The 20,658-nt window shown below is 35.6% G+C and carries 15 protein-coding genes; 13 read left to right on the top strand and 2 right to left on the bottom strand.

The genetic code is table 11. The annotated features are described in order from the left end of the window. Nucleotides 1-10 precede the first annotated feature (10 nt). The gene (locus P5P89_RS21505; RefSeq protein WP_278010165.1) at nucleotides 11-646 is read right to left on the bottom strand and encodes a nitroreductase family protein; all 636 of its coding nucleotides are present in this window, start codon (nucleotides 644-646) and stop codon (nucleotides 11-13) included. A 259-nt stretch (nucleotides 647-905) separates the two neighbouring features. Between P5P89_RS21505 and P5P89_RS21500 the strand changes: the two genes are divergently transcribed. Continuing rightward, the gene (locus tag P5P89_RS21500) at nucleotides 906-2,030 is read left to right on the top strand and encodes a Fe(II)-2OG oxygenase family protein (protein WP_278010164.1); all 1,125 of its coding nucleotides are present in this window, start codon (nucleotides 906-908) and stop codon (nucleotides 2,028-2,030) included. Nucleotides 2,031-2,241: 211 nt separating this feature from the next. Further along, complete coding sequence (locus P5P89_RS21495) at nucleotides 2,242-2,595, top strand: hypothetical protein (protein WP_278010163.1); 354 nt, start codon at nucleotides 2,242-2,244, stop codon at nucleotides 2,593-2,595. Between the two features lie 100 nt (nucleotides 2,596-2,695). Here P5P89_RS21495 and P5P89_RS21490 read toward each other — a convergent pair whose 3' ends face one another. Further along, nucleotides 2,696-3,751, bottom strand: a complete 1,056-nt coding sequence (locus P5P89_RS21490) for a glycoside hydrolase family 130 protein (RefSeq protein ID WP_278010162.1) — start codon at nucleotides 3,749-3,751, stop codon at nucleotides 2,696-2,698. A gap of 383 nt (nucleotides 3,752-4,134) precedes the next feature. Between P5P89_RS21490 and katG the strand changes: the two genes are divergently transcribed. The 11 genes from katG to P5P89_RS21435 all read left to right on the top strand — a co-directional run bounded on the left by katG (nucleotide 4,135) and on the right by P5P89_RS21435 (nucleotide 20,561). Beyond that, nucleotides 4,135-6,411 (top strand): catalase/peroxidase HPI, encoded by a 2,277-nt coding sequence (gene katG, locus P5P89_RS21485; RefSeq protein WP_278010161.1) that lies wholly within the window; start codon nucleotides 4,135-4,137, stop codon nucleotides 6,409-6,411. 355 nt (nucleotides 6,412-6,766) lie between these two features. Then, nucleotides 6,767-7,330, top strand: a complete 564-nt coding sequence (locus P5P89_RS21480) for an RNA polymerase sigma factor (RefSeq protein WP_278010160.1) — start codon at nucleotides 6,767-6,769, stop codon at nucleotides 7,328-7,330. A gap of 134 nt (nucleotides 7,331-7,464) precedes the next feature. Further along, nucleotides 7,465-8,613 (top strand): FecR family protein, encoded by a 1,149-nt coding sequence (locus P5P89_RS21475; RefSeq protein WP_278010159.1) that lies wholly within the window; start codon nucleotides 7,465-7,467, stop codon nucleotides 8,611-8,613. Between the two features lie 132 nt (nucleotides 8,614-8,745). Further along, nucleotides 8,746-12,390, top strand: a complete 3,645-nt coding sequence (locus P5P89_RS21470) for a SusC/RagA family TonB-linked outer membrane protein (protein WP_278010158.1) — start codon at nucleotides 8,746-8,748, stop codon at nucleotides 12,388-12,390. 5 nt (nucleotides 12,391-12,395) lie between these two features. Continuing rightward, nucleotides 12,396-13,412 carry a RagB/SusD family nutrient uptake outer membrane protein gene (locus P5P89_RS21465; RefSeq protein WP_278010157.1) on the top strand — a complete coding sequence of 339 codons (1,017 nt, stop codon included), beginning with the start codon at nucleotides 12,396-12,398 and terminating at the stop codon, nucleotides 13,410-13,412. Beyond that, a complete protein-coding gene (locus P5P89_RS21460; RefSeq protein WP_278010156.1) occupies nucleotides 13,409-13,819 on the top strand; it encodes a RagB/SusD family nutrient uptake outer membrane protein in 411 nt (136 codons plus the stop codon). The genes P5P89_RS21465 and P5P89_RS21460 overlap by 4 nt, the downstream gene beginning before the upstream one ends. Nucleotides 13,820-13,824: 5 nt before the next feature. Beyond that, on the top strand, nucleotides 13,825-16,266 hold the full coding sequence (locus P5P89_RS21455) for a zinc-dependent metalloprotease (protein WP_278010155.1): 2,442 nt from the start codon (nucleotides 13,825-13,827) through the stop codon (nucleotides 16,264-16,266). Beyond that, nucleotides 16,263-16,784, top strand: coding sequence for a DUF3347 domain-containing protein (locus P5P89_RS21450; protein WP_278010154.1), 522 nt, complete (start codon nucleotides 16,263-16,265; stop codon nucleotides 16,782-16,784). The genes P5P89_RS21455 and P5P89_RS21450 overlap by 4 nt, the downstream gene beginning before the upstream one ends. 200 nt (nucleotides 16,785-16,984) lie before the next feature. Beyond that, nucleotides 16,985-17,353, top strand: coding sequence for a hypothetical protein (locus P5P89_RS21445; RefSeq protein WP_278010153.1), 369 nt, complete (start codon nucleotides 16,985-16,987; stop codon nucleotides 17,351-17,353). A gap of 143 nt (nucleotides 17,354-17,496) precedes the next feature. After that, on the top strand, nucleotides 17,497-18,321 hold the full coding sequence (locus P5P89_RS21440) for a DUF3347 domain-containing protein (protein WP_278010152.1): 825 nt from the start codon (nucleotides 17,497-17,499) through the stop codon (nucleotides 18,319-18,321). A 14-nt stretch (nucleotides 18,322-18,335) separates the two neighbouring features. Beyond that, nucleotides 18,336-20,561, top strand: coding sequence for a multicopper oxidase domain-containing protein (locus P5P89_RS21435; protein WP_278010151.1), 2,226 nt, complete (start codon nucleotides 18,336-18,338; stop codon nucleotides 20,559-20,561). Nucleotides 20,562-20,658: the final 97 nt, after the last annotated feature.

Below are 20,658 nucleotides of genomic sequence, written 5' to 3'. Positions count from 1 at the left end.
TGTTAATAATTTATTGCAGATAAATCACTTTTTTAGATAAAGGAGTTCTCTTCTTTTTGGATATTTTTAAATTCTCCGCATAATATCCCAGATAGAGAAGACCTAAAGACTTTTCGTTTTCAGCAAGACCAAATTCGCTCACATAATCAATAGCCACATTTTTGGTACTCCAGTAACTTCCAATATTGTTAGCTGTACACGTTAGTGCCATATTTTGTACAGCAGATGATACAGCAGCAATTTCTTCCCATTCAGGAAGATTGATCTTGGTGTTTCGAACGAGTATTATTCCGATCAAACAGACCGCATTCAAAGGATAGTTTCGGAGAAAATCCAGTTTTTTGTCTAATGCCTCAGGTGTGAGTTCCTTTGCATAGTAGTCTTTGTAATAATTGGCCATGTATTCGCCATATTTTTCTAGATACTTTCCTCTTAAAACAACGAATCTCCAGGGTTCAGTCATTTTGTGATTAGGTGCCCAGGTAGCGTTTATTAAAATTTCGTCGAGAAGTTCATCAGGCAATTCTCCCTTTGCAAATTGATCACCAAAAATGCTTCTTCTGTTTCGAATATTTTCTGAATTTTTTTTTGATTTATCAGAATAATCTGAAACTCCGGTTTTACTGGGATTGTCTTTAATTTTCATATTTTTTTTAAATTTTTCTAAGAAATTTATTGTTATTTAGATTAATTAAAAATATATTTGTAAGTAAATCTTATTTAGACTAAGTAAAAACAAATGTATAAATTAAAATGAATAAAAAAAATAAATATGAATAATTTTATACGAATACACGTACATGAATAAAATTTAGATCCCGGAATAGTTTTATATGATGCTTGTTTTTAGAGTATTGTATTTAATGTTTCAATTGTATTTTAATAACCTAAAAACGGATTAAAAAATGAAAGCACAATCAATTATTTCAATTGAAAGACCTACTGATGAACCATTGTCTTTTGATATTCCTACAAAGCCTTTAATAATAGAAATAACACCTCAGGAGAGAAATATTTTATCTAATGTGGGCAGCCTTTTGATGAAAGCATTTGGCAATTATGAAAATCCTGAATATATATCGTCTCTTCATCTCCATGCTTTTCAATTATTACCGGAACGTATTACCCGAATTTTGAGTCAGTTTGGAACCGATTTTTCAGCTGAACAATATGGTGCAATTGTCTTTAAAGGACTTTTAGAAGTCGATCAGGATGATTTGGGACCCACTCCACCAAACTGGCAGGGAGCAGATTATGGAAAGTTAAATAAATATGGTTTTATCTGTTCGCTGCTTCACGGAGCCGTACCTTCTAAACCTGTGCAGTATTATGCTCAAAGAAAGGGTGGCGGACTCATGCATGCTGTAATTCCGGATGAAAAAATGTCTATGACGCAGACAGGATCCGGCTCTAAAACGGATTTATTTGTGCATACTGAGGATGCCTTTTTATCACATCAGGCCGATTTTTTGAGTTTTCTTTATCTAAGAAATGAAGAAAGAGTGCCTTCAACGTTATATTCTATTCGTTCGCATGGAGAGATTAATGACGTAATGAAAAAGCTATTTGAACCTATTTATCAGTGTCCAAAAGATGCCAATTATGAAGATGAAGATACTTCAGACTCCGGACCATTAGCGTCTGTATTGTACGGAAACAGAGAACTTCCTTTTATTCGTTTTGATGCTGCTGAGCAAATTTTTAATGAAAATGCCGGACAGTCATCTGAAGCCCTTAATAACTTAATGGATTTTTGGGACGAAGCAAAAACGCTGATTAATAGTGATTACATTCCTAACTCAGGAGATCTTATTTTTGTAAACAATCATTTGTGCGCGCATGGACGAAGTGCTTTTGTTGCCGGCCAGCGAATAGAAAATGGCGAGATTATAAAATGTGAACGCAGGCAGATGCTCAGAATGATGAGTAAAACAAGTCTTATTCACATCAGAGCTGTCACACAAACCAATAATCCTTATTTTATTATGGAAGAACACTTAGGGAAAATATTTGATCTGGATGAAATTTAGATGTAGGTTGTCAATACCATAAACTCATTACACTTCCATACTCCATTATTTTTTAATGGAGTTTTTTTATGAATTAGTTGCGTTATTATATAGTTGCACTTTAAAATATTGATATACCATTATTTATTTCTGTAAGATAAAAGAATAATTATGTAAAAAAATCACTTTTTCATCATTTAAATTTGAGTTTTAAGCTTAAAAACCAAATATTATGAAAACACTATTTAAATCAAACGTCATATTACTGCTTATTATAATGGGAGTATTTTCTTCGTGTAAAAATAATCAGGATGGGTACAGTGATGAAATTGATACACATAAGACTATAGTTGATACAACAGGCACAATCTCAGATACAACAAACACCGATAAAAATAATGGAGCTAATGTAACAGGAAGTAACACCCCTAAAGTTAATAACGGTACAAACAACTCAAATGCTAGCAGTGCTGGTACAGGAAGTGGGCCTGGTCCTGAACCTAATGACGGATCTGTATACACAAGCTCTTCAGGAGTAAGAAAAGACAGCGTCGATGTTAAGCCTGCTAAAAATAAAGAAAAATAAAACACTTTAACCTTATCAGTTTTAAAAGCCTGTAAATTATTTTGCAGGTTTTATTTTTTTGAAACTATTCGATTAATAACTAAATGAGTAATAAAGACTATCAGGATTCGTTAACCAGGCAAGATAAAATTTCAGCAATAGAAAAATGAGCCCCACAGACAAATTCATCAGCCGCTCCATAATACATAGTAAGTTTGTCTCCTTCTACAACATGTCCATTAGTAAAAACCACATAGCCAAAAAAACCGCTTAGTTCATAATTTTCCTGCGGCATCATAATTGGATCCAAAGTGCGGGCAATTACTTTTGACGGATCATTTAAATCCATTAAAAAAGCCCCCAGGCAATATTGGTGTTCTGCATTTGCTCCGTGATATATCTCGAGCCAGCCTTTATCTGTTTTAATCGGGGCTGCACCTGCACCAACTCTGGCGCTGTCCCAAAGTCCTTTTCTGGTTCCAACGAGAAACTGATGGTTTCCCCAATGTACACCGTCAGGAGATTGGGCTAACCAAATAAAATTACCTCCAATCTGCGGACTTGAAGGGCGATGCAGAGCGTAGAACTTGCCATTTATTTTTTCTTCAAAAATGGCACAATCTTTATTGTGCGGAGGAAATATCATGCCTTTGAGTTCAAAATTTTTCCAGTCCGTGGTCGTACGTAATCCAACGCCAACACCATTGGCAGAAACCGCAGTGTAGGTAATATAGTAAGTGTTTTCCAACTTGCTGACCCGTGCATCTTCTATACCAAATTGTTCAAGCTTACCTGAACCAAATAAAGAATTATAATCTTCAGGTTCATAAAAATGAATGCCATCATCACTGCACAGAATGCGTAAATGTGAAAGCGTAGTTAAATAATCCAGACCTTTATATTGAACAATGCGGGCATCCGTAGCTACAAGATCAGGATCATTCAAAGGGATTTTAATAATTTCTACTTTCCCTAATTCATTAATCACAGGAAAAAAAATAACACCTTCCTTTTGCGCAATACTTTCGGCGACCCGTACCAAAAGCCATGTTTTGTTTTCAAATACAAAAACACCAGGATTTAAAAGACTGATAATTTGTAAATCAGGTGTGCTTGATTTAAGATCTTTAGGCATTAATATTGGATTTTCGGGAAATCGGTGTGCTATATCGCTCATTGTAAATTATTTTATAACTATTATAAATTCAATCAAATAGTATTCATTTTATCCTAAATAAAGTTATAATTCTTAATTGGTTGTTTATATAATAATTCCTGTTTTTTACATGATCTTCATTATTATTAAATTGTTAGTAGTCTAAACTTAATTTGTTTGGAGCTTATTTTTTTAAGATAATACTCATAAAAATTAAAAAGTATTTTTTGTAATTTTAGTTATAAATTTTTATTCGAATAATTTTATAGAGTTTTGAAATGTTTTTTTTCAATAGATTTTATCTATTAAAGTAGATTGATATAATATAAAACAAGCATAAAGTCTAATCGTTTAGTTCTTAAATTCGTTTTCGGTTAATCCTAAAAAATTAAAAAAAGTATAGTATGGAAAATCAATCAAATGACATTAGTAAGTGCCCTTTTCATAATGGCAGTATAGACAAAGTCGCGGCCTCAGGAACAAAAAACAGTGACTGGTGGCCGAAACAGTTAAAAATAAACATCCTGAGACAGAATTCCTCTTTATCAGATCCAATGGGAAATGATTTTGATTATGCAGAAGCTTTTAAAACTCTTGACCTTGAAGCTGTAAAAAAGGATTTGCATGAGCTTATGACGGATTCTCAGGACTGGTGGCCAGCAGATTTTGGTCATTATGGTGGTTTGTTTATTCGTATGGCATGGCACAGTGCCGGAACATATCGTGTTCATGATGGAAGAGGTGGAGCCGGTGCCGGACAACAGCGTTTCGCTCCCTTAAACAGTTGGCCTGACAATGTAAGTCTGGATAAAGCCAGAAGACTTTTATGGCCAATCAAGCAAAAATACGGGCGAAAAATATCGTGGGCAGATTTAATGATATTAACAGGAAACGTTGCCTTGGAATCTATGGGTTTTAAAACATTCGGTTTTGCCGGAGGAAGAGCAGACGTGTGGGAACCGGACGAATCAGTTTACTGGGGTTCTGAAACCACATGGCTCGGAGGAGATGAACGTTATGCTGATGGTTCAGATGGAATACCGAAAGATCATGGAGTAGTATCATCTGATGACAATGCAGATGGTCAAGTTCATACCAGAAATCTGGAAAAACCGCTTGCAGCAGTACAAATGGGACTTATATATGTAAATCCTGAAGGACCTGATGGCAACCCGGATCCTATTCTGGCTGCCAAAGATATACGGGATACTTTTGGCCGTATGGCAATGGATGATGAAGAAACAGTAGCGCTAATTGCTGGAGGACACACATTTGGTAAAACTCATGGGGCTGCTTCTTCAGATCACGTAGATAAAGAGCCGGAAGCATCAGGTATAGAGTTACAGGGCTTTGGCTGGCAAAATAGTTTTGGTTCAGGTAAAGGCCCTGACACCATCACAAGCGGATTGGAAGTAACGTGGACAAAAACGCCAACGCAATGGAGTAATAATTTCTTCGAAAATTTGTTTGGTTTTGAATGGGAACTTTCCAAAAGTCCTGCCGGCGCTCACCAGTGGGTAGCCAAAAATGCAGAACCTGTTATTCCAGACGCATTTGATAGTGCTAAAAAGCATTTACCGACGATGCTTACAACTGACTTATCATTACGATTTGATCCTGCTTACGAGAAGATTTCCCGCAAATTTCTTGAAAATCCGGATGCTTTTGCAGATGCTTTTGCACGTGCATGGTTTAAACTGACACATAGGGATATGGGACCACGTTCACGTTATCTGGGTTCTGATGTGCCTCAGGAAGAATTATTATGGCAGGATCCTATTCCTGAGGTTAATCATACGTTGATTGATGAAAATGACATTACTCAATTGAAAGAAAAAATACTGAATTCAGGCTTAAGTATTTCACAGTTAGTTGCTACTTCGTGGGCATCGGCATCCACTTTTAGAGGTTCGGATAAGCGCGGAGGAGCAAATGGAGCACGAATAAGGCTGGCTCCTCAAAAAGACTGGAAGGTAAATAATCCGGCGCAGCTTAAACAGGTTTTAGACAAACTTGAAAGTATTCAAACAGAATTTAATGCTGCACAAGGAAATGACAAAAAAGTTTCATTGGCAGATTTAATCGTTTTAGCGGGTAATGCAGGTGTAGAAAATGCTGTTAAGAATGCGGGATATTCCGTTAGTATTTCTTTTGCTCCGGGCAGAATGGATGCTTCCCAGGAACAGACAGATGTTGAATCTTTTGGTTATCTGGAGCCTAAAGCAGACGGATTCCGTAATTATAGAAGTACAAAATCGACAGTATCTACTGAGGAACTTCTTATAGATAAAGCAAATTTACTGACACTTACTGCACCTGAACTTACCGTACTTTTAGGTGGGTTACGTGTTCTGGATATAAACACTGACGGAAGTAAAAATGGTGTTTTCACCCATCGTCCGGGTCAGCTTACCAATGATTTCTTTGTGAATTTACTGGATATGAATACAAAATGGCAGGCTTTATCTGATGACAAGGAACTTTATGCCGGAAACGATCGCAATACGGGTCAGCCAAAATGGATTGGTACACGTGCAGATCTTGTTTTTGGATCTAATTCAGAATTAAGAGCTATTGCCGAGGTTTACGCAAGCAGTGATGCACAGGAAAAATTTATCAATGATTTTGTTGCTGTATGGAATAAAGTAATGAATCTGGATCGATTTGATTTAATTAGATAAAATCATGTTAAGTTAAAAAATAAAGGGGCCTGATCATGGCTCCTTTTCTAGTTTAATCCTGTAGTAAAATGGAAGTGTTTTACAAACGTAGTTCCTAATTATATTCGTAAATTAGTAATAGACAGAAATATCATTCAGATAAATAGTATTAAAGAATATAATTTGCATAGTAAGAGAAGTACTAATATTGTTTTTTTATTATAATTTTAATGTTGTATTTTTTTTATATTCAAAATAATAAGGAAATATAATGGCCTTTTTTGTGATTATTCAAAGAAATTCAATACATATTTGCTGAAAAATTAAAAATACATAGATTTGTTTTTTGTAGCTTATTTGCTTTTTTATACTTACTTTGGAAATAGATATTGTCTTAAAAGAACTTCAAAATCAAAATAAATCCGTTTACAAAAATGTATTTAACCATTTTTATAAAGGGCTGGTTATCTATGCCAACAATTTTTTATTCGATCAGGAAGCAAGTGAAGATGCTGTGCAGGAAGTATTTATTTCGTTATGGGAAAATGCAAAAAATATAGAAATAAAAACTTCTCTTAAAGCTTACCTGTATGCAATGGTACGCAACAAATGCTTGAATTATCTGAAGTTGGTAAAAATAACAGATGATTTAAATGTAATTGATTTAAATTCAATGCTGGTTTTAGAAGAAGATTTGGATTTGATTTCTGAAGAAGAGAAAACAATTCTTTACCATCATATTTTAAAGATTGTAGAAACTTTTCCGGAAAGCATGCAGCAGGTTTTCAAACTTAAATTTATTGAAAATTATAAATATGAAGAAATCGCCGATGAAATGGGTATTTCTGTAAACACTGTAAAAACGCAGCTTAAGAGAGCAAAGGTAAAAATAAGCGAATCATTGGTTATTATATTAGCTTTATTATCTATTTATTCGTAAGAAAGTTACCTTGTTTGTTGGTAAATTTAATTTTTTCTTCACTTTTTCTTAAACTTTTGTCACCCATTCTTTAGTTTCGGTTGTCTTAGTTATAAATTACATCAGGTAATTGTTAATTTAAAGAGATTCTGAAAATGGAATTTAAACTGATCATAAAGAAAATACATAATACTCTTACCCCCGAAGAAGAATCCGTTTTTGATTTATGGTACAATCAATCTGCAGCCAATAGAGCTTATTTTGCGAAAGTTCAAAATAACTATCAAACGGACATCAAGGATATAAATCTGGATGACGCATGGAAAGCTATTGACAAAAACATTAGTCCGGAAAAAAATAAAAATCAGTTTTATAAATATGCTGCTGCAGCATCGATAGTTTTATTGCTGGGTACAGGAATATTTTATTTTACAAAACCACAACAACAAATTATTAAGGTTGCTGAAAAACCAAAAGACATTGCCCCTGGAGGTAACAGAGGGATTTTAACCCTTTCGAACGGAAAACAAATTGTTCTGTCTGATATTTCTGCAAAAGATACTATTGCCCACGAAGGAGAAAAAGAAGAAGTTACAATCAAAATGGATGCTAACGGGGTTATTACTTATACCATAAATCCTGATGCTGATGTTTCAAAAGCTGATGCTAACTCTTTCAATACGCTTTCAACGCCTACTGGAGGGCAATACAATATTGTTTTGGCAGATGGAACGAAGGTTTATTTAAACACCGTTTCTTCTATTAAATACCCAACCCGTTTTAATGGCAAGGAAAGAATCGTAGAATTAGAAGGGGAGGCTTACTTTGAAGTAGCTAAAAATAAAAATAAACCCTTTATCGTAAAATCAGATACTCAGACTATAGAGGTTCTGGGAACTCATTTTAATGTTCATGCTTACCATAATGAACCATCTGTAAAAACAACATTACTGGAAGGAAGTGTAGCAGTTACTTCTAAAGATCAAAAAGCAGTCTTAAAGCCTGGAGAACAATCTAATGTAACTGCTAATGTTAGCAGGATTACCATTCGAAAAGTGGATATAGAAGCAGCTATTGCCTGGAAAAATGGTCGATTCAAATTTGATAATGCCGACCTGAAAACAGTAATGAAACAATTGGAACGCTGGTATGGAATTAAAGTTGAGTACCGTGGTGATGTATCAGACGTGAGGTTTAATGGTGGTACATTTATGAATAAAAATTTATCTGAAGTATTAAAAGTGCTTGAGCTTAGTAATATAAAATTTAAGGTCGAAGGAAAAACGATTGTTGTGTATCCATGATCTTAAGTTTACCCGATTATATTGAGCTTAAAACTAAAAAACCAGAGGCAGTTGCGATGCTTCTGGTTGTTAAAAAGTTGATAGCCAATATGAGTTTTCCACTATTGTTTAACTATAACTAAATGTAAATGTATGAAATTTAATTTACAACCAAAAAAACCTTACAAAGAACTCAGGAAAACAATTCCGGGGTTTCATTTTTCTAATTATCCGTGGATATTGGGTGTGCTGTTTATTCTGTTATGCAGTTATACGGTTCAGGCACAAAATGTTACTATTAATTTTAAGGATGCGCCGCTTGAGACAGTACTGAAGGAAGTAGCAAAACAGGCCAATTACGAAGTTTTTTATACGCAGAAACTGCTAAAAAATTCGAAACCGGTAACTATTAATGTTAAGAATTCAGGTCTAAAAGAAGTACTGAATCAAATTTTCAACTCTCAAAATTTAAAATATTCACTTACCAATCAAACAATAGTGGTAACTGAAGTAAAAGAAAAAGAAGAGAAACGGGGAAACGGATCCGGAAGAATACAAGGAAAAGTATTAAACAGTAAAAACGAGCCATTTCCGGGAGTAAATGTTACAATTTCAGGAACAAACAAGCATAGTATAACTGATTTTGACGGTAGTTTTTCTTTTGATGATGCGCCTCTGGATGCTATATTAGAGTGTACTGGATTAACTATTGAAAAAAAATCTTTTGCCATTGATGGACGCACCCAGCTAACACTTGTTGTTGAAGATAAAGTTTCTGTAATGAAAGATGTCGTTGTGACAGGATTCCAGACGCTTACCAGAAGCCATTCTACCGGTGCTATTACCAAAATAGATGAAAAAGTATTAAACGAAAATATCAACACTAATTTAGCATCTGCCCTTGAGGGACGTGTGGCAGGTTTGATGTTTCAGAAAAACCCGACAGGAGCTTCAGCTGACACTCCAATACTAAGAGGTATTGGCACTTTTTCTGTTGGTGAAGTAGGATATAGCCCGCTTTTGGTTATAGACGGTCTGCCAACCGAATTGACTCTTGATCAGATTAATCCGTATGATATTGAAAGTGTAAATGTTCTTAAAGATGCAGCAGCAGGATCTATTTATGGTTCAAGAGCAGCAAATGGTATTATTGTTTTGACTACCAAAAAAGGGAATGGCAAGCTTAAAGTGAGCATAAATTCTGATTTTTTTATTGGTACAAAACCAAATATTAAAGATATGAATTACGCTTCTACAAGTGATTTGATTGATTTTGAACAAGCTGTGTATAACAGAGAAAGAGCCAGATTTGCCAATACAGCTACAATGTTCAATGCTTATGGCGATATTGGAAGCAGCAGCCCAAAATATTATAGCCCTTTATACCAGCTTAACAGGGATCTTGAAGACGGAAAAGTGAGCAGTACAGATTACGATACTACTATCGCTCAATGGAGAAAGAACGATTACATAAAAGATTATCGGGATAATGTATGGCAAAACGAATTCAGACAGCGTTACAATGTGGCATTTTCCGGAAGTACGAGTAAGCAGAATACTTATGTTTCATTCAATTATGACGCCGCAGATAATCGTATCGTAAACAACACAAGTCAGGCATTTAATCTTTATGCTAAAAGCAGTTTTCAGGTAAACAACTGGTTAAATGCAACTTTCGGGGTAAATGCTACCTATAGCAACGATGATGTTACTGATTTTGATTTCGGTAATTATAATATTCAAAAAAGATACGAACGTATTACAGATGATAACGGAGACCGCGTATTATCACAGTTCGTAGGTATTAAAGATGGTTTTACGGGTAGTAGTGTTATTAACCCGGCTATGGCTGCAAAAATCAACAGTTTAAGTGGTTTTAAATCAGTGAATTTTAACGTATTGGATGCACTTAATGAAGGTATCACACATGAAAACTCATTAAGTTTAAGAGCCTTTACAAACCTTCGTGCGAAGATATGGAAAGGGTTGAGCTTTAATACACAATTCCAATATGAATTACGAAAAAATGATAACGATCAATATTATGCCGTTGACTCATACAGAATGCGATATGCCATCAATGCTTTGACAGGATATAACCCAACTACAAATGTCTACACTTATGTAGATGGTTTTTCTGCAGGAGGACGCTACAAACAATGGAGCAGTCAGGCAAGTAACTATTCTTTTAGAAACCAGTTAGATTTTAATCAGGATTTTAGTGAAGGCAAGCATTCTGTTAATGCAGTTGCCGGTTTTGAAATGCGCGAAACTTTTGTTCCAAGAGGTATTGAACAAATACGATATGGTTATGATCCGGTTACACTTACTTCTGCTACATTGAATAACCTTTCACTTAGCCAAACAGGAGTTCCTAGTTATATTTATGGAAATAATACAACGTTAGCAGCTATATCAAGATCACAAACGGAAGTTTTACATCATTACTTTTCAGTTTTCAGTACAGCGGGTTATACTTATTTATCTAAATATAACGTAACAGGAAGTTACCGTGTGGATCGTGCAGATTTATTTGGTGTAGATTCTAAATATAAAAACCGTCCATTATGGTCTGCAGGTTTAGGATGGAATATTAGTAATGAAGACTTCATGAAAGAAGTAAAATGGGTTAACATGCTTAAATTCAGGGCTACTTATGGTGTAAGTGGAAATGTCGATCAAAGTACAACACCCTATGTAACTGCTACAAGAAGAAATGACAACTTATATCAGTCTTTACAATACATAAACATTACGTCTCAGCCAAATCCAATGTTAAGATGGGAAAAAACACAAACAACCAACTTGGGTTTAGATTATACAGTACTAAACCATAAACTGACAGGTAGTATTGATGTTTATCGCAAACTGAGCAGTGATTTATTGGCAACAACCGATTTAGATCCTACTGTTGGAGCTACAAGCAGAAGAATCAATGCAGGCGCCTTGTTAAACAGAGGAGTTGAATTTACTGTTGGTTCTGAATGGTTTAATAATGGTAGTTTCCGCATTAATTCCAATGTTGTTTTTGGTTACAACAAAACGACAATTGATAAAGTTACCAGAGCACAGTCAAGTTCATCAGTGTATGTCAGTGCGCCATCAAATTACTTTTTTGAAGGTGACGTATTCAATAACCTGTACGCTTACAAATACGGGGGTACAGTTAATGGATATCCTTATGTTCTGGATGAAAACGGAAATCCGTCAATCACTTTTGATGCTAATGGAAATCCGGTATCAACGAGTATAAAAACAGTTTCTAATCCGAATGCATTGGTAAAAATGGGAAGTTTAACCCCAACTTATACAGGTTCATTCTCACAGCGATTCTCGTATAAGGGATTCGATCTGAATATGTTGTTTGTTTTCTCAGGAGGAAATGTAATGCGTAAAGAGACTATTGACATGAGTACTGATGCAGTAAATCTTTCAGGGATTTCAGATCGTTATACAGATGCAAATCCAAATGGTAATACACGTTTATATGTTGATTTCGCAGAAAATGTAAGATCTTATGCAGGAACAATTAGCAGCCAATGGAGAAATTCCGATGTGAATGTGGTAGATGGAGATTATATCAAACTTAGAAACATTTCATTAGGTTATAGTCTTCCGAAAATTTTCGCAAACAAAATCAAAATGGAATCAGCAAAATTTACTTTTCAGGTAAACAATATCTGGTATTGGAGTGCAGCCGGAAACCGTATTGATCCTGAAGTTTATTCTGTGAACTCAGGAACACGTAATTTGCCATTGTCCAAAACCTACTTATTTGGTTTTAATCTAACCCTTTAAAAAAAATGAAAAAGACACATATCATAATGCTGTTGCTGGTAATGTTTGGTGCAGCATCCTGCGAAGAATATACAGACCTTACTCCTAAAGGAGCTTTAGTAATAGAGACTGCAGATCAATTTTACGAAATGGTCTCCCTGCCAAACAGAGGTTATCCGATTAATAATTTTCAGTATTTGGTAGATGACCAATGGATGAAAGAATCAAATGTTATAGGAGTAACTCCTAATATCAATACGATCAATTTTACCTTTGACGAAACAACTGACAGGGTTTCTTTAATGTCTGGTTCAAGCTTTTACAACCAGGCTTACGTTTACATTAACAGATGGAATACTATTATTTCATTGGTAGATGATAGCAAGGGTGAAGGAAGTACTAAACAATTAGCAAAAGCAGAAGCAAAAATTTACAGAGCATACGATCACTTTTTGTTAGTAAATCACTATGCAAAAGGCTATGATCCGCAGACTGCTGCTACCGATGGAGGTATTTGTATTATGGATAAATTTGATTTAGAAGCTCAGCCGTCAAAATCAACAGTAGCACAGGTTTACGATTTTATTCAAAAAGATATTGAAGAGGCATTGCCATATCTTAAAGAAACCCCTCGTGATGTTTACCATCCGTCACTGGCATTTGCTTATGCTTTCAAAGCAAAAGTTCATTTGTTCAAACGCGAAATTGCTCTTGCAAAAGAAGCCGCAGAGAAATCATTAAGCTACAATAACAAAATATTTGATTTGGTAGCCTACAGCGCTCAGGGAGGACCAACAGCTGTTGCTGTACTTGCTGCAAATAATATAGAGGTGCTTAGCTATATGTACATGACAGGTTATAACGAAATGAACTTTGCACAACAAAATATTATAAGTCCAGAACTGAGAACGCTATTCGGTACTAATGATGCACGTTTTAATTTGTTTTTTAATACAACAAGTGCAACCAATTTAGATCTTGGTTCTAATACCGCTTACTGGGCAACACAGTATACCCGATTTTTTACCCAACGGTCGGAATGAAAACGACCGAGGTTTACCTGATGCTTGCTGAATGCTATGCGAGAGAAAACAAACTTACTGAAGCTGTTGATATCTTAAATCAATTAAGAGCAAAACGTATTTTGTCTGGTACGGTAAATTTAACGGTACCGGCTACCCGAAAAGAAACAATGGAATTGGTGATAAATGAACGCAGAAAAGAATTAATGTTTGGTTTTAATCGTTTTTTCGATCTTAAAAGGTTAAATACGGAACCGGAATATGCAAAAACAATTACAAGAGTATTTCCGCTTGTTAACAAAACTGTTCCGCAAAAAACATATACGTTGCAACCGAATTCCAGATTGTACATTGTGCCGTTTCCTTTGACAGCTTTGATGAAAAATCCAAAACTTACATTAAACACAGACGAAAAAGTCCCATTTTAATCCTGATGAATAAATTATTTTTAATTTTTGCCATGCTGCTGGCCACGCAGCAGCATGGTTTTTCACAAAACACGACTGAAAAAAAAGCGGATAGTACCAGTACACAACCGAAAGGTATGCTGGCTTATAATAAAGTAATTACCGATAAAGCCAAAAGCAAAGCAGGTCTTTTTACAGTAAGTCAGGTAGATACGAAATACTACTTTCAAATTCCGGACAGTTTGTTTAACAGATACTTACTTGTAGTAACCCGATACCTTTCAACGCCTGAAGGAATGGGAATTTTTGGAGGTGAAAAAGCGAATGAGCAGACTATTTATTTTGAAAAGGGGTCTAATAATACTGTTTTTTTAAGATCACTGCAATACAGACAGGATGTTCGTAACGCAGATTCAATGCTGGCAAAAGCATTGGCGGGCAGTAACGAGAATCCTATTGTAGGCGCTTTTCCAATAAAAACAACCAATCCTGATAATGGATATGTTGTTATTGATGTTACCGATGCTTTCAAAAAAGACAATGCCATGTTTTCTCTGGAAACCAAAGAAAAAACTGAAAAAAAATTAACCACTCTTGCTGATGATAAATCTTTTATTGAAAGTATTGAAACGTATCCAATCAATATTGAGGTAAAATCAACAAGAACCTACACGAGTTCTTTAGCAAGCAGCGGAACGGTAACAATAAGATTGAATACCTCAATTGTACTATTGCCAAAAACGCCAATGCGCAAACGTTTTGCAGATGAAAGAGTCGGTTATTTTGCCAATAAATATGTTTTGTTTGATGATGACCAGCAACGTGCCGAGAAAAAATATATTATTCAGCGTTACCGTCTGGAGCCAAAAGACAAAGACATCAAAAAATACTTAAGAGGAGAACTGGTTGAACCAAAAAAACAAATCATTTATTACATTGATCCGGCAACGCCAAAAAAATGGAGACCGTATTTAATTGCAGGTATTAATGACTGGCAGAAAGCTTTTGAAGCGGCAGGTTTCAAAAATGCTATTGTGGGTAAAGAATGGCCGGAAGATGATAAAACAATGAGTCTGGAAGACGCAAGATATTCTGTAATACGATATTATGCTTCAGAAACACCTAATGCTTATGGGCCGCGTGTAAGTGACCCGAGAAGTGGGGAAATAATTGAAAGCCACGTGGGCTGGTATCATAATGTGATGAAATTGGTGCAAAGATGGTATATGATTCAGGCTGGACCTTTAGATCCAAAAGCCAGAAAAATGCATTTAGATGATGAACTAATGGGGCAGTTAATCCGTTTTGTTTCTTCGCATGAAATTGGGCATACGATTGGTTTGCGTCATAACATGGGAGCGAGTAGTGCTACTCCGGTAGAAAAACTTCGCGATAAAAAATGGGTCGAAGCGAATGGACATACGGTTTCTATAATGGATTATGCCCGTTTTAATTATGTGGCACAACCGGAAGATAATATTGGCCCGGCAGGGATTTATCCTCGAATTGGAATGTACGACAAATGGGCAATTAAATGGGGATACAGTTATCTTCCAAATGCAAAAGATGAGTTTGAAGAAGAAAAAATACTGAGCAAAATGGCCACAGACAGCCTGTCCGTTAATCCTAAATTATGGTTTGGAGGTGAAGGAAAAGACGAAGATCCACGAAGCCAGTCAGAAGATTTGGGTGATGACTCAGTGCTTGCCAGCGATTACGGAATTAAAAATTTAAAACGTGTTGTACCTAAGCTTATAGAATGGACTTACGAGCCAAACGATGCTTATGATAATTTAGAAGACATGCATAAAGCAGTTTTAGCACAATATTCAAGGTATTTGTATCATGTACTGAAAAATATTGGCAACAACTACGTTACAAAAAGAACAGTTGATGAAAAAGGCATTGTATATCAGCCAATCCCTAAAGCAAAAGTAAAAGCAGCTATCGATTATGTAGGAAGACAATTGTTTGTTGCTCCTCTGTGGATGTATCCTCAGGAAATTGACCAGCTTATTCGTTTAAAAACAGCTGACCAAATACTAGACCAGCAAAACCAGGTATTAAATATGCTATTAAGTTCAGGCATGCTTTATAATATTAGTCTTAAATCAATGCAATTTGAAGGATCTTATACGGTTCCTGAATTTTTAAACGATCTACAGCAGACAGTCTGGATAAAATTCAGCGGTGATGAAAAGCAGGATTTTTACAGAAGAAGCCTTCAGAGGGCTTATGTCGAAAAATTAGGCATGCTTTTGTTACCAAAGGAATTGGAACCGGGGAAAGCTTCAAATACAGCACAACGCAGTGATGTCGTTTTATATGGAAAACAGCATTTGGTAAAATTAAGAACTGATGTTACCAAATTAATGAATCCTGCAACAGGAATCAATAAAGATCATTTCGAAAGTATTCTGATCGAGATTGACAAAATTATTTCAAAATTAAATAAAACAGATATATGAAAAAAATACTAGCAACAGCACTTATTTGCTTAAGCACATTCATGCAGGCACAGCTAACATCAAAACAAGAAGTAACACCTGAGTTAGTAGCAAAACGTGAAGCACAAAAAAAGGAAATCACAAATAATTACCTGGCTTTAAAAAACAGCCTTGTCCTGTCAGATAGTCTTGCTGCTGCTAAAAGTGCAGATGCATTAAAGTCCTCATTAAAAAATTTCAAATTTAAAAAACTGACGCTTGAACAAATGAATGAGGCCACCGCAAAAAGAAAAGTAATCATTGATCTTGTAAGTCGGGTAGCAGCAACGAAAAATATCAATAAACAGCGTGAGATTGTTCAGGAGCTTTCGGTTAAATTCTGGGACCTGGCTCCAAAGTTTAAGGCTGAGGACGCCACATTGTATCTTCAGGTGTGCCCAATGACAGGGGCAGCGTGGACAAGCGACAGTAAGGAAATCAAGAACCCTTACTATCCAAAAAATATGCTGACTTGCGGTGAAGTAAAAGCAAGTTTATAAAAATTGAATTAGTTGGACAAATACGGTATTCTGAAAGGAGCCGTATTTGCCTTTTTAATAAATGATGTTTTTGTTTGAATAGGTATTAAAATATTCAAAAAAAAACACTTTCATTTTTAGTTTTACATATACTAATGGAACGTTAATCGGGCAAAAAGATGAATATAGATTTCGTATCTTTGTAAAATATTACAGAAATAATGAAAAGGATTTTTCTTTTATTATTATTTATTTTGGGCTTCTTGCTGATGCCCGGCAGCGGTATGGCCTGTACTATTAAATCCTTGAAATCTCCTTCTCATAAAGAGATGGCTACAAAGAATGTAAAAGAACATTCCTGCTGTAAATCATCTGATTCCAAAAATAAAAATCATAATTGTGATGGTGGAACCTGTACACATAAAAAATGTGCCTGCACTTTTTCATGCTCAGTTTTTTTATTCTTTACCCCAACAGTCACTTCAAATACTGTAATAGAAATTGCTTCTGCAGTACAAAGATTCCCGGATTTTGAAACTCTTTTATCGACAGGTTACGGATCACTTTGGCTAATCCCTAAAATAGGCTAATAGAATTGTGTGACAGCCAAAGGTCTGTCCATTTACGAGCAGTTAATGCTCAGGATTTAATTATATCAGTTCTTTTTCAATTCAACCATGCTTTGAATAAGTTGCTGTAATTTGATTTTATTATTCTTTTAAAAAAAACGATTATGTATCCATTCAAAAATATAATGATGGCAATATTCCTGTTGCTATCAGTTCGTAGCCAGTCTCAGGTTAAAAATGATAGTACTGAGAACATCAAAATATATGGAAATTGTTCCATGTGCAAGGACAATATAGAACACGCAGGTAATGAAAAAAATGTGGCTGTCGTTATCTGGGATAAAAATACCAAAATGGCTTCTGTAACCTATGATTCCAAAAAAACAAATACAGATCAGATTTTAAAACGTATTGCTCTAGCCGGCTATGATAATAGCAGTTTTTTAGCACCACAATCGTCTTACGACAAACTTCCTGATTGCTGTAAATATGTAAGGGAATTAAAAAAAGCTGAACCAAAATCTGAAATGGTGTCTACTTCTCATAAAGTTCATAATGAAGCAGCTCAAGAAGGTCCATTTCAAAGAATTTATGATGCTTATTTTGCTCTTAATGATGCTTTTATTCAGTCTGATACTGAAGCGGTGGCGGCCAAAGCAAAAGCATTTCTGGATGCTGTTTCGGCTGTAAAAATGGAGTCATTATCTGAACAGGAACATACAATCTGGATGAAAGTAAATTCAGTATTGACAGCACATTCGGGCGCGATTGCAACAGCAAAAGGAATAGATAAACAAAGGGAAAGTTTTAAGGGATTGTCTAAAAATCTTTATGAATTGCTCAAAACTGCTAAAGGAGCAACGCCTGTTTATTATCAATATTGCCCAATGGCAGATGCTAATTGGCTAAGTAAAGAGAATACCATAAAAAATCCGTATTATGGTTCCCAGATGCTAAGCTGTGGTAAAACGGTAGAAACCATTCCATAATTCAAATTTAAAGAATGAAATCAATCTATATACTATTGCTGATTGCTGTTACTGCAACCGCACAAAAAGTGGTGCGGTACGATCTTTATGTCAGGGATACTCTTGTCAATTTCACAGGCACACAAAAAAGAGCTATTGCCGTTAATGGACAAATTCCGATGCCGACACTTACATTCACAGAAGGTGATATTGCCGAAATTTATGTACACAATGAAATGGATGAAGAAACTTCGCTTCATTGGCATGGACTATTCTTGCCTAACAAGGAAGACGGAGTTCCTTATCTGACTCAAATGCCTATAAAACCTCATACAGTTTATAAATATACTTTTCCCATAATTCAGCATGGAACGCACTGGTATCACAGCCATAGTGGGCTTCAGGAACAAATTGGGATGTACGGATCCTTTATAATTAATAAAAAAACAGATGATCCTACTTTTAGAAAAGGTATTGATGATCTGCCCACCGTTCCTGTTATTTTAAGTGAATGGACTGATATGAAACCTCACAATATTCACAGGCTTCTGCATAATGCCAGTGATTGGTTTGCGATAAAAAAAGGAACAACCCAAAGTTATGGAGAAGCGATCAGGCAGGGACATTTTTTTACGAAAGTGGTCAATGAATGGAAACGAATGAACGCCATGGATGTAAGTGATGTTTATTATGACCGTTTTTTAATGAATGGCAAAAATGAAAGTCAGTTGTCTCAGTTTAAAGGAGGAGATAAAGTCCGTTTGAGGATTTCTAATGGCGGGGCTTCAAGTAATTTTTGGCTCACCTATGCAGGAGGTAAAATTACAGTTGTAGCAAACGACGGCAATGACGTAGAACCTGTAGAAGTGGATCGTCTGCTTATTGCAGTTTCTGAAACCTATGATGTTGTGGTGAAAATTCCCGCAGATCAGACAGCGTATGAATTTTTGGCTACACCAGAAGACAGAACTAAATCGGCCTCCTTATATGTTGGTTCGGGGATCAAACAGCTTGTTGAACCACTTCCTAAATTAAAATATTTTGAAGGAATGAAGATGATGAACGGTATGATGAAAATGAATGGCGATCTTGATGATATGGGTATGAGCATGTCCCTGAATCAAATGGATATGAACGTAGTCATGTATCCTGAAATTACAGGTGAAACAGTTAAAAAAGCAAATTCTTCTCATGAAAATCATACCAAGGAAGGGGCGTTGCAATACAACAGTAATGCATTGTCCGATATTGTAACCTTAAATTACAGTATGCTCAAATCTACTATTAAAACGACACTTCTTAAGGATGCACCTGTCAAAGAACTTCGGTTTGAGCTTACCGGCAATATGAATCGTTATGTCTGGAGCCTGGACAATAAAGTAGTATCTGAAACAGATAAAATCCTGATCAAAAAAGGAGAGAATGTGCGTATTGTATTGTACAATGGCTCTATGATGCGTCATCCAATGCATTTGCATGGCCATGATTTTCGTCTGATTAATGATCAGGGCGATTATGCACCGCTAAAAAATGTGGTTGATATCATGCCAATGGAAACTGATACGATAGAATTTACTGCCAATGCTGAAGGGGACTGGTTTTTTCATTGCCATATTCTTTATCATATGATGAGTGGTATGGGAAGGATTTTTAGCTATGAAAACCAAAAGTCTAACCCTGAAATTCCGAATCCTAAAGCAGCTCAAAGAAAACTCTTTGCTGATGACAGGATGTTTCATTTTATGGCAGAAAATGATTTTGCTACCAACGGTAACGATGGTGAAGCGATGTATCAAAATACGCGATGGAGTATAGGAACAGAATGGAGGTTAGGTTATACCGATATGCACGGTTACGAAACAGAAACCCATATTGGAAGGTATATTGGCAAAATGCAGTGGCTGATGCCTTTTATCGGGTTTGACTGGCGATACCGTAAGATGGAGATGGGTGAGTATGAAAAGAACCTCTTTGGACAAACCAATACTAAAAATGAGAGAGCTGTATTTAGCGCCGGGGTCAATTACACTCTGCCAATGTTAATTGTTGCGCAGGCAGAAGTTTTTACGGATGGTAATTTTCGTTTTCAGCTGGAACGCATGGATATTCCTCTTTCGAAAAGGCTTCGAATGAACCTGATGTGGAATACCGATAAAGAATATATGGCAGGTTTGAAATATATAATAGGAAAGAATTTTGGACTTACCACGCATTACGATAGTGATATGGGAGTAGGGTTTGGTCTGAACCTGAATTATTAGAACTTACAGCAATTGAAATGAATAAAAAACTCCAAAGGCCATGTCTTTGGAGTTTTTTTATGATGATTTTCCTGTATTAGAAGAATAACTGTTTTCT

Origin of the sequence: Flavobacterium gyeonganense, assembly GCF_029625295.1 — a bacterium.
Lineage (GTDB): Bacteria > Bacteroidota > Bacteroidia > Flavobacteriales > Flavobacteriaceae > Flavobacterium > Flavobacterium gyeonganense.
Note: the sequence above shows the minus strand (reverse complement) of the source record. Positions and strands in the feature narration are given on the sequence as shown.